The organism is Rhodococcus sp. LB1, from assembly GCF_001583455.1.
GTDB lineage: Bacteria > Actinomycetota > Actinomycetes > Mycobacteriales > Mycobacteriaceae > Rhodococcus_F > Rhodococcus_F opacus.
This window is the reverse complement of sequence record NZ_LTCZ01000190.1, coordinates 1-12,304: the sequence shown is the minus strand read 5'-3', so window position 1 is coordinate 12,304 and position 12,304 is coordinate 1. Positions and strand designations below refer to the sequence as shown.

The 12,304-nt window shown below is 69.7% G+C and carries 2 protein-coding genes; one reads left to right on the top strand and one right to left on the bottom strand.

Annotated elements, in window-relative coordinates; genetic code table 11:
* The first annotated feature begins 6 nt into the window (after nucleotides 1–6).
* Nucleotides 7–723 carry a M50 family metallopeptidase gene (locus AZG88_RS24250; RefSeq protein WP_061045351.1) on the top strand — a complete coding sequence of 239 codons (717 nt, stop codon included), beginning with the start codon at nucleotides 7–9 and terminating at the stop codon, nucleotides 721–723.
* Here AZG88_RS24250 and AZG88_RS24245 read toward each other — a convergent pair.
* Nucleotides 658–12,304 (bottom strand): non-ribosomal peptide synthetase (locus tag AZG88_RS24245; protein ID WP_061699469.1); only part of this gene is annotated, 11,647 nt, incomplete at its 5' end. The genes AZG88_RS24250 and AZG88_RS24245 overlap by 66 nt on opposite strands.

The following is a 12,304-nucleotide window of genomic DNA, read 5'->3' as shown; positions in this document are numbered from 1 at the left end:
GCGCCGATGAATGGAATTGAATCGCTGTGGGAGCGCATGAGCGCCGTCAGCCCCGCGCCGGCTCCCTGGATAGTTCAGGTCACGGCGGTGGTGGCGGTGATACTCGTCCTCGAACCGCACGCCTGGCGAGTCACCCGCAACGTTGTGACCATCGTGCACGAGGGCGCACATCTGGTGGTCGCCCTGCTGTTCGGTCGCACGCTGAAGGGGGTGCGGCTGCACTCGGACACATCGGGTGTGGCGATCTCGTCCGGTAAACCGACCGGGCTCGGTGTGGTCCTCATGACGTTCGCCGGCTACGTGGGTCCTGCCGTTCTGGGGCTCGGTGCGGCCTGGGTGCTGGGTACCCAGCACGCGGTCGCGGTGCTGTGGATCGGTGTCGTCGCTCTCGCGGCCATGCTGATCCTCGTCCGGAACCTGTACGGGTTGTTCTCCCTCACGGTGGTCGGAGCTCTCCTGTTCGGACTCGTGTGGTTCGGGACGCAGGACCAGCAGGTGGCCGCGGCGTATCTGATCACCCTGTTCATGCTCGTCGCCGCACCGCGCCCGGTCCTCGAACTGCAGAGGCAACGGGCCCGCGGCGCTGCCCCGGAGTCGGATGCGGATCAGCTGGCGCGACTCACCCGCGTGCCCGGCATCGTCTGGGTGGGTCTGTCCCTACTCGTGACGCTGGGCTGTCTCGCGCTGGGTGGCTGGTGGATTCTCCGTCCCGTCGGTGGCTGAGGCACCCGCGAGATACTCGGCAAGGATCGGCCCGATGACGGCCAGCGCTTCCGGGTCGGTCATCAGTGTGTGAGGGCGGTCGACGGTGTGCGCCATGACGTCCCCGTCGATCCACGGCCGCCACGTCGTACTCGCCGGCACGGGCTGGGATTCGTCCCCGGGCGCGCCGAAGAACACCAGGTTGCCGTCGAAATGTCCCGGAACGAAGTCGGCGGCAGCGTCGACGACGTCGACGTAGTCCTCGTACAACCGGGTCAGTTGCTCCGGCCCGAGCTGCTCCGACGCCCCGCCGCCGAATTCCGTGAGCAGTTCCGGCAGTGTCGGTGCCGGGGTGTCCCGCTCCGCCGACGCGTAGCTGTCGATCATCGCGAGCACACGCACCTCCTCGCCGAGCGACCGCAGCTCGACGGCCATCGCGTGCGCGATCACGCCACCCACCGAGTACCCGAGCAGGTGGTACGGCCCCCGCGGTTGTACACGGCGAATCTCCTGCACATATCGATGGGCCCGCTCTGTGATCGACGAAAACCGTTCGCCGGGCACGGTCACGGTGGGGGACTGCACACCCCAGACGGGGCGGTCGGGGCCGAGATGCGCACTCAATCCCGCATAACACCAGGCCAACCCGACGGCCGGATGGATGCAGAACAGCGGCTCCCGTCCGCCGTCCGGATGCAGCGGCAGCAGCACCCCGAGCCCGGCGGAGGTGTCGGAGGCCGCGGCGAAACTCGACGAGATTCGCGCGGCGATGCTCTCCGCGGTCGCGTCGGCGAAGAACCATTCGAGCCGGACCTCGACCCGAGTGGTGGCGTGCAGCCGTGACGCCGCCCTGGTCGCGGACAGGGAGTTGCCGCCCAGTTCGAAGAAATTGTCGTCCAGCCCCACCAGGCCTGTGCCGAGAACGTCCGCGAACACCGCGGTGACCAGTTTCTCGGTACGGGTCGTCGGGGGACGGAACCGCTGAGCCCGCGGCACACCCGGATCCGGAAGCGCCCGTCGATCCAGCTTGCCGTGGGGTGTCGACGGTAGCGCCCCCAGCACCACGATCTGGTTGGGCACCATGTACCGGGGCAGTCGCTGCGCCAGTTCCGCCGACACGGCACGGGTGTCCACCACCATGTCCGGCCGCGGCACGACGTAGCCGACCAGCCGGACGCCGGTGCCGGCTGATTCGTACACGGCCGCCGCAGAGTGCGCGACGGCGGTATGGCGTCGCAGCGCCGTCTCGATCTCCTCGAGTTCGACGCGCTGACCGCGGATCTTCACCTGGAGATCGCGCCGGCCGAGGTAGTCGATCGTGCCGTCTCTGCGACGACTCACCACGTCGCCGGTCCGGTACATCCGCTGCCCGGGCGGTCCCCACGGATTCGCCGGGAATCGGGAGGCCGTCACCCCCGGTTGTCCGAGATAGCCGCGCGCCAACTGGGCACCCGCCAGGTAGAGCTCGCCCGGAACGCCGACGGGCACCGGATGCAGCCGCGAATCCGGCACGAGCACACCGATACCGTTCTGCGGCACGCCGATCGGGACAGTCGCATCCACGGTGCCGACGACCGTGCGGGTCACGGCGACCGCCGTCTCGGTCGGGCCGTACTCGTTGTACAGCACCGCGTCCGGGCACCGCGCGTGGAAACTGTGTGCCGTGCCGGGCGGCAGGACCTCGCCGCCGCACGACACCTGTCGCAGTGACGTCAGGTCCGCGTCGGGGATCGCCAGGATCTCGGCCAGCATGAGGGGAAGGAAGTATCCCGCGGTCACCCGGTGCCGTCCGATCAGCTCGGCGAGATGCCGCGGGTCGCGGTGGCCGTCCGGTCGAGCGATCACCAGCCGCGCACCGGCGATCAGCGGCCACCAGAATTCGCGGACCGAGGCGTCGAACGTGTACTGCAACTTGAGCATCACCGTGTCGTCCGCGCCGAGCGGGTCGGTGTCCTGACGCCAGCTCAGGAAGCTCACGACGGCCGCATGGGTCACGACGACACCCTTGGGGGTACCCGTCGATCCCGACGTGTGGATCACGTACGCGGGGTTCTGCGCTCGCAGGGGCGCGATCCGGTGCAGGTCGGAGATCGGCGACGGATCGATACCGGAGAGGTCCAGTCGGTCGACGACGACCAGTCGTGTCTCCGTGGGCAGGACGTCGGAGAGGTCGAACCGGTCGCGCTCGGTGGTGAGGACGACGCGTGTGTCCGAGGACCGGATGACCTGGGCATTGCGCTGCGCGGGCTGATCGGGGTCGATCGGCACGTACGCCCCTCCCGCTGTCGATACGGCATACATTCCGACGAGGAGGTCGACCGAGCGGCGAATCGCCAGTCCCACCATGGACTCCGGGCCGACGCCGGCGCCGATCAGGAGCCGGGCCAAGCGATTCACGTGCTCGTCGAGTTCACGATAGGTGAGCGCACGATCTCCGGAGACGACGGCGATCGCGTCGGGCGAACTGGCGACCTGCCGCGCGAACAGATCGACGAGGGTCTCCCCGGAGGACGGCACAGCGGTGGGGACATCCGGGGCAGGATCGAGAAGGGCGAGGTCGCCGACGGCCGTATCCGGTTGTGCGACGGCCTCGCTCAACGTCCGGATGAAGCGTTCGCCGATGTCCGCGACGGTGTGGTGGTCGAACAGATCGGTGGCGTACGTGAACACCGCCGCACGCCGGGTACGTTCCGTCGACAGGTCCGGATCGGCGGTCACGGTGAGTTGCAGGTCGAATCGGGCCGACCGGGTAGGGGGAGTCATCGCCGACACCCGCAGTCCGGGCAGCGTGAGCGGGGTGTGGTCGAGGTTCTGAAACGCCAGGGCCACCTGGAACAGCGGATTGCGTGCGCGTGACCGTGCGGGATCGAGCACCTCGACCACGGTCTCGAACGGAACGGCGGAGTGCGCGAACGCGTCCAGGTCGTGCTCCCGCACGCGGCCGAGCAGTTCCGCGAAGCTTTCCGAGGGAATCACCTCGGTGCGCAGGACCAGGTTGTTGACGAACATGCCCACCAGGTCGTCGAGGGCCTCATCCCCGCGTCCCGCGACGGGGGTGCCGATCACGATGTCGGTGGATCCGCTGAGCCTCGCGAGCAGCACCGCGAATACCGCGTGCACGACCATGAACGGGGTGACGGCAAGGGCCGAAGCGGTGTGCTCGACCGCACGGTAGAGCACGTCGTCGAGCGCGAACTCGACTGTGCCACCGCGGTGCGACGCGATCGCGGGATGTGGCCGGTCGGCGGGGAGGGACAGCTGTTCCGGCGCATCCGACAACGTGTTCTTCCAATACGACAGTTGCTGCGCGGCAACGGACTGTGAATCGTCGCGGTCGCCCAGCAGTTCGTGCTGCCACAGGGTGTAGTCCGTGTACTGGACGGGAAGTTCGGCCCACCGCGGCGCCCGGCCCGAGACTCGCGCCTCGTAGGCGGTCATCACGTCGCGGACGAGCAGCGGCACCGAGAACCCGTCCGTGCTGATGTGATGGACCATGACTGCGAGCACCCACTCGTCGGGGGCGAGGGCGAACAGCCGGGCACGGATCGGCGGTTCGGCGCCCAGGGCGAAACCCTTCGACGCGAACGTCGCAACCCGCGTAGCGACGTCACCGCGGGACACGGGTATCGGACTGAGAGTGGGAGCGGCCCGCGACACCGGGACCAACTGCTGGTACGCCACACCGTCACTGTCGGGGTAGAGGGTGCGCAGCGGTTCGTGACGGCCCACCACGTCCGCGACGGCCGCGGTGAGGGCGGCGACGTCGAGTGTTCCGGTGAGCTGCAACGCCATCGGGATGTTGTATTCGGGGGAGCCGGGTGCAAGGCGGGCGAGGAACCACAATCGTTGCTGCGCCGGTGACAGCGGCACGCGGGCCGGGCGCGGACGCACGGTCAGGGCGACGTGCGTCGCGCCGTCGGTCTGCTCGATGACGGCCGCAGCGAGCGCGGAGACCGTCGGCGAGTCGAACACTGCGCGCACCGGCACCGTCGTCTCCAGCGCGGCACCGATCCGGGACGCAACGCGCGTGGCGGACAGAGAACTGCCGCCCAGGGCGAAGAAGTTGTCGTCCCGCCCCACGAGGTCGAGTCCGAGCACCTCGGCGAACGCTGTCGCCACCACCCGTTCGGCGGGTGTGTGTGGGGCCTCGAACTCGGTTGCCGCGGGACCGGGGTCGGGCAGCGCCGAGCGGTCCAGTTTCCCGTTGACGGTGAGCGGGACGGCGTCCACCACGACCACGATCGCGGGCACCAGCGGGGTCGGCAGGCGCGTCGCCGCGTAGCGGATCAGCTGATCCGGATCGACCGTCTCGTTCCGAGCCGGGAGCACGTACGACACGAGAACCTCGACGCCGTCCCGGAGTTCACGCACATCCGTCGCCGCGAATCTCACGGCCGAATGGGTGAGGAGGGTGGCGTCGATCTCGCCGAGTTCGATTCGGACGCCGCGCAGTTCGATCTGCGAGTCGTTCCGGTACAGATACTCGATCGACCCGTCGCGACGCCACCGTCCTACATCGCCCGTCCGGTACATCCGCTCCCCGGCTGTGCCGAACGGGGAGGCGACGAAGCGCGCGGCGGTCAGCGCGGGCCTGCGATGGTAACCGCGGGCGACGCCCGGTCCGCAGATGTAGAGTTCGCCGGCGACTCCCGTCGGAACCGGGTGCAGACGCGAATCCAGCAGGAGTACGGCGGCGCCGCGGACCGGGCGGCCGATGGTGACCGTCCCGCCGGCCGCCATGGGATCACTGATACTCGTCATGACCGTCGTCTCGGTCGGACCGTATCCGTTGAACATCTGCGCCTGCTCAGCCCACACTGCCGCGAGTTCCGGCGGGCAGGGTTCGCCGCCCACCACGACGACCCGCAGGTCGTGCAGGCCGCGCGGGTCGACCGTCGCCAGAACCGTCGGCGTGGTGAACACGTGGCTGACCCGCTCGCGGGCCAGCAGGTCCGTGAGTTGGTTCTCGCCCCGGACCGTCGGGGGTGCGAGCACCATGCAGGCGCCCGCACCGAGCGCGAGCAGTATCTCCAGCACCGCGCCGTCGAAGCTGGGAGACGAAGCGTGCAGCGTGCGCGACGACGCCGTCACCGAATACCGATCCCGCTGTTCCGCTGTGAAGTCGGCGAGACAGGTGTGGGTGACCACCACTCCCTTGGGGTTTCCCGTCGAACCGGACGTGTAGACCACGTACGCCGGATGGCGCGCATCCAGCGGCCGAGCACGGTCGGCATCGGTGACCGGGGCCGAAGACCAACTGCGACATTCGGTTCGGAAGTCCGGGTCGTCGAGCAACAGCCAGTCCGTATCGTCCGGCAGGGCCTCGCGGTCCGCAACGGTGGTCAGCCCGAGGGCGGCGCCGGAGTCGTCCATCAGATACCGGACCCGCGCGGCGGGGTAGTGCGGGTCGACGGGCACGAACGCGGCACCCGTCTTCGCGACGGCCCACACGGAGACGACGGACAGGACGGACCGCGGCAGACCGAGCGCCACGAGTGCTTCGGGTCCCACCCCGCGCCGAAGCAGGGCGCGGGGGAGCCGATTCGACTCGACGTCGAGTTCGCGATACGTCATCGACCGGCCGTCCGCCGTCAGCGCCGATCCTCTCGGATTCTGCCGGACGGCGGCCGACATCAGTTCGGGCAGTGTGCATTGCGGCAACGACGGCGGTCCGTCGTGCCGCGCCTGCTGCTCCGCGAGGTCCCGCACGTCGATGTCGCCGATCACGACGGACGGGTGTGCGAGCGCGGCCCGCAGAATGCGCCGGAACCGGTCCGCGAATCCCGCGACCGTGGCGTCGTCGAACAGATCGGTGGCGTACGTGAAGACGCACGACAGTGATCCCGGGCCGCCTGGGTCGTCGACCGATTCGGTGACCGTCAGCTGCAGGTCGAATTTCGCGGTGTGCGTCTCGATCTCGACGATCTCGGCGGAAACCTCCGGCAGATCGATCACGACCGGCGCCGTGTTGTGATAGGCGAGCGCCAGCTGGAACAGCGGATTGCGACTGCGGGACCGAGCGGGCGCGACCGCCTCCACAACCTCCTCGAACGGGACGTCCGCGTGGGCGTACGCGGCGAGATCGACGTCCCGCACGCGGGTGAGGGTGTCGGCGAACGTGTTGTGCAGCGGGACGTCTGTCCGTAGCACCAGTGTGTTGACGAACATCCCGACGAGGTCGTCGAGTTCGCGGGGCGCGCGTCCCGCGATCGGCGCGCCGACGACGATGTCCGACGTGTCGCCGAGTCTGGCCGCGAGGACGGCCAGCGCCGCGTGCACCACCATGAACGGAGTGGCGTCGTGAGTGCGCGCGAGAGCACGAATCCGCCGATGAATCTCGGCGTCGAGATTGAACTCGACGTTCGCTCCGTGGTGCGTCGCGACGGGCGGGCGGGCACGGTCGAACGGCAGGGGGAGCAGCTCGGGCAACCCGGACAGGGTCTGCGTCCAATACGCCAGGCCCCGCTGCCCGTCCTGCAGTTCACGCTGCCAGAGGGCGTAGTCGGCGTAGCGGACGGGGAGCGGCGTCCAGCCCGGGGAGTCACCCTGCGCCCGAGCGCGATACGCGGCCGTCACATCCCGGGCGAGCGGTCCCAGCGAGAACCCGTCGGCGCTGATGTGATGGACGACGAGGGCCAGCACGCACTCGTCGGCGTTCACCGCGAGAAGCTCGGTGCGAACCGGGGGTTCGGCGGTGAGGTCGAACCCCGCTGACAGCAGGTCGCGGACCCGGCCGACCGGGTCCGTCGTCCTCCGCACCGTGCACGCCGGCACCGCGGAGGCGGGGAGAACGTGCTGGCAGGGGATCCCGTCGTGCTCGGGATACACGGTGCGCAGGGGTTCATGTCGTTCGATCACGTCACCCACCGCCGCGCACAGCGCCGATTCGTCGAGCGTGCCTGTGAGGCGGAGCACGACGGGAATGCTGTCGGTGGCCGAGCGTCCGTCGAACCGGTTCAGGAACCACACTCGCTGCTGCGCGAGGGACAGCGGCACGTGGGCGGTCGGGGTGTGTCGGACCAGGGGCGCCCGCTCGGTCTCGTGCGTTCGTTTCGCGAGATACTCCGACAGTTCCGCGACCGTCGGGTGGTCGAACAGTTCGCGGATGTCGACGGAGGTTCCCAGCGCCGCTCCGACGCGGGCGACGGCCTGTGCCGCGGTCAGCGAGTGTCCGCCCGCCGCAAAGAAGTTGTCGTTCCTGCCCACCCGGCCGGTGCCGGTGACCTCCGCGAACACGAACGCGACGACGTCTTCGGTGGGTGTGGCGGGCGGATCGGATGCAGACTGCGCGGGCGCCGGTTCCGGTAGGGCTGCGCGATCCAGCTTCCCACTGGTGGTGAGGGGCAGCGCCGTGAGTGGGACGACGGCGGAGGGAATCATGTAGGCCGGGAGCAGACCGGCGAGACGGTCGACGATCCGGCGTTCGTCCGGCGGCACACCGTCCGCGGACACGACGTAGGCGATCAGCCGGTCTCCCGCTTCCAGGTCGCGGTGCACCGTGACCGCCGCGTGTGTCACCGCCGGGTCGGACGTGAGTGCGGACTCGATCTCGCCGGGTTCGATGCGTTGGCCGCGGAGTTTGATCTGGAAGTCGCTGCGCCCGAGATACTCGAGCCGGCCCGACTCGTTCCACCGCACCAGGTCGCCGGTGCGGTACATCCGGCCGCCCGTTCCGCCGACGGGATCGGCGACGAAGCGTTCGGCGGTCAGATTGGGGCGTCCGGCATACCCGCGCGCCAAGTACCCACCGGCAAGGTACAACTCGCCCCTCGTCCCGACCGGCACCGGCCGGAGCCGGCTGTCGAGTACATACGTACGTATGTTGTGAATGGGGCGGCCCATGGCGACCGCGGTGCCGATGTCGTTGCCGTCGACCGACTCCGAGGTCGCCGCCGCCGCCTCGCACGGGCCGTACCAGTTGTACAGCGCGGCGGCGCTGCGTTCACTGAATCGCGATGCCGTCGCCACGGACAGGGGTTCACCCGCCGAGTAGACGCGGCGCAGCGTCGAGAGCGCCCGCGGCCCGCACCGGTCCAGGAAGGCGTCGAGCATCGACGGTACGACGTGGAGAGTCGTGATCGACTCCTGCGCGACGATCCGCGCGAGGTAGCGGGGGTCGCGGTGGCCGTCGGGATCGGCGATCACCACCCGTGCGCCGGTGTGCAAGGGCCACAGCAGTTCCCACGCGGAGATGTCGAAGGTGAGCGGGGTCTTGTGCAGTACCGCATCGGAACCGTCGAGCGGCGTCAGCGTCTGTGCCCAGCGGAACTGGTTCACCATCATCTCGTGGGTCACCGTCACGCCCTTGGGCCGTCCGGTGGAACCGGACGTGTAGACGACGTACGCGGCGTTCGCTGGATGCAGCGGTGCGCGTCGCTCGGACTCCGTGATCGGTCGCGGGTCGTATCCGGTGACGTCGAGCAGATCGAGATCCACGACGGCGACTCCGTCCGGGACCGCGCGATGACGGGAACCGGACGTGAGGACCAGTGCGGCTGCGGCCGAGTCGATGACGAGTGCGGTGCGTTCGGGCGGGTGCTCGGGGTCCACGGGCACGTAGGCACCGCCGGCCTTCAGCACCGCGTGCAGCGCGACGAGAAGCTCGATCGAGCGGGGAGCCGCGACACCGACGACGGTTTCCGGTCCGATTCCCTTCGCCAGGAGATACCGGGCGAGCTGATTCACCCGGGCGTCGAACTCCGCGTACGTCAGTCGATCCGGGCCGAAGACCACCGCCACGGCGCCGGGGGAACGCTCGACCTGTGCGTCGAACAGATCCACCAGGGTCTGCGGGGGCACCGGGGCGTCCGTCGCGTTCCAGGTGCGCAGAACCTGCTCGCGCTCCAGCTCGCCGAGGAGATCGAGCCTGCCGAGGACGACGTGCGGATCCCTGCCGATGCACTCGAGGACGCGGCCGGCCCGCGCGAGCAGGGCCGCCCCGTCGTACCGGCGGGACCGGCACTTCACCGTCAGCCGCAGGGTCCGGGACACCGTCGCCGCCAGCGTCACGGCGTAGTGCGAGGCATCGTGTGCGCGGACCCCGTCCAGGGTGAGTCCGTCGACGGGTTCCGGCAGCGCGCTGCGGTCCACGGGGTACGACTCGAACGCGACCAGCGTGTCGAACAGCGGCGCCACGCCGACTGCCCGCTGGATGTCTGCGAGGCCCAGATGGTGATGTTCGAGGAGACGAACGTGGTCGGCCTGCAGGCGGGTGAGCAGTGTGGCGGCGTCGATACCGGGGTCCAGCGGGATCCGCACGGGCACGGTGTTGACGAACAATCCCACCGCACTCTCCACCCCGGCGACGTCCGCGGGCCTGCCGGAGACGGTCGCGCCGATCACGACGTCGTCCCGGGCGGTCGCCTGCCCGAGAACAATTCCCCAGGCTGCCTGCACGATCGTGCTCAGCGTGACGCCGAGCTCGGTCGCGCGGGCCGTCAGCGACCGGGTGTCCTCCTCGCTCAGCTCCAGCACCGTCTCCGACGGGGTGGGGGTGGGCTCGGCCGGGGCGGCGGGCTCGGTGATGCCGTCGAGTGCCGCGGCCCACGCCCGCGCCGAGGTTTCGGTGTCCCTGTCCGCCAGCCATTCCAGGAAGTCGCGGTACGGGCTCGAATCCGGCGGCTCGGTGCGGACGTCGCCGCGTCGGTAGGCGGTGAAGATCTCGCGCACCAGCAACGGCATGGACCAGCCGTCCAGCACGATGTGGTGGGCGGTAATTGCCAGGTCGGAACGGTTCGGCCCTCGCGACAGCAGGGTGAACCGAATCAGCGGTGGGGCGGACATGTCGAAGCGGGTGGTGCGGTCGTCCTGCAGGATCTCCTCGGCAACCTCGTCCGTGTCGCGGTCCGTGAGGTCGACCTGCCGCCACCGTAGCGGCACGTCGTCGAGCACGAGTTGCACCGGGATGCCACGACTGTCGCGCACGAGTGCGGTGCGCAGGTTCGCGTGCCCTGTGAGGACGGCGATGCACGCGCGCCGGAGTCGATCCTGATCGAGGTGCCCGGACAGGGTCAGGATCACCTGCATCGCATACGGATCGGCATCCGCGCCCGCGAGTGCCGCGTGGAACAGCAGGCCCGACTGCAACGGCGTCAGCGGCCACACGTCGAGCAGACCCGGATGGCCCCGCTCCCACTCGTCGATGTCGTTCCGGTCCACGGCGACGAGCGGCAGATCGGACGGGGTGAGCCCACCGGCGTGCGGAGAACGCGCCACCGCGGCGAGGGCTGTCAGCGCCTGCGCCCACAGATCGGCCAGCGCCCGCACATCCTCGGACGCGATCGCACCCGCCGGGTATGCGAAGGTGGCGTCGAGGACGCCGTGGGTGGTGAACGCGGTGATGTCGATCAGCGCGGTGACCGGCATCGACGGTTCCGCCGACGAGAACACGGCGGCCCCGTCCCGCACCGGGCGCCAATCGCGTTCGGTATCCGCGGCATCGAGACGACCGAGGTAGTTGAAAGCGACCTGGCCGGTGCCGTTCCCCGGATACCGCAACAGCCCGTAGCCGATGCCCTTGTCGGGCACCGCACGCAACTGTTCCTTGACGGACTTGATCGCAGTGCTCGCGGAGCGCCCGCCCGCGAACGCCTCGTCCAGGTCGACGTCCCCGAGGTCGAGGCGGATCGGAAAGATACTGGTGAACCACCCGACGGTGCGGGAAAGATCGGCGCCGGGGAGCACCCCTTCCTCGCGGCCGTGCCCCTCGAGCCGGATCACCGGCGCGGTGGCCGGTCGTCCCCGCCGGCGCTGCCACTGCGCGAGGGCGAGGGAGAGCGCGGTGAGCAGTGCGTCGGTGACCTCGCATCGGAAGGCGGCCGTGAGGTCGGTCAGCAACGAGTGCGTGACGGCTGCAGACACTTCCGTGTGGATCCGATCCACGGTGGAATTCACGTCACGCCGCGCGTCGAGTGGGCGGGTGCCGAGCGGCGAATCCGCGACGGCCGTCATCGTGCGCCAGAACGACAGCTCGGACCTGCGGCCCGGCCGCTGCGCCTCCTCGATCAGGCCGTGCGACCACCGGCGCAGGGAGGTGCCGATCGGTGCGAGAGTGGGATGTACCCCCGCCTCCCGCTGCGCCCACGCTGCGGCGAGATCACCGATCAGGATTCGCCACGAGACGCCGTCGATCACCAGGTGATGGGCGACGAGGAGGAGCCGTCCGCGGCGGGTGGTGTCGTCCGGTCCGGGGTCGAGCCACACGCACTGCATCATCACGCCTGCAACAGGATTCAACCGGCGTATCGCGGCTTCGTGTTCGTCCCGCGTTCGCTGCGCCGGATCGGCGTGGGCGGGCAGCGGAACCCGCAGGACCGTGTCCTCCGGCAGCGGTGTGCCTGCCGGGCTCACGGTGAGAAGCGCCGTCCCGTCCGAGCTGCGCACGAGGCGCGCCCGCAGTGCGTCGTGCCGGTCGACGACGGCGCCGATCACCGTGTTCAGCCCCTCCGCGTCCACACCCCGTGGCAGTTCCACCACCACGGCCTGTGCGTACCGGTCGACGACGCCGGCCCGGTCGAACAGGAATCGGGCGGCCGGGGTGAGCGGCATATCGCCGACCCCGCCGCCGGGAAGTTCCTCGAGCACCGATCTGTCGACGTCGTTT

Bases quoted from the DNA above. Each gene is read 5' to 3' on its own strand.
- AZG88_RS24250 (WP_061045351.1), top strand. From the start codon at position 7: ATGAATGGAATTGAATCGCTGTGGGAGCGCATGAGCGCCGTCAGCCCC.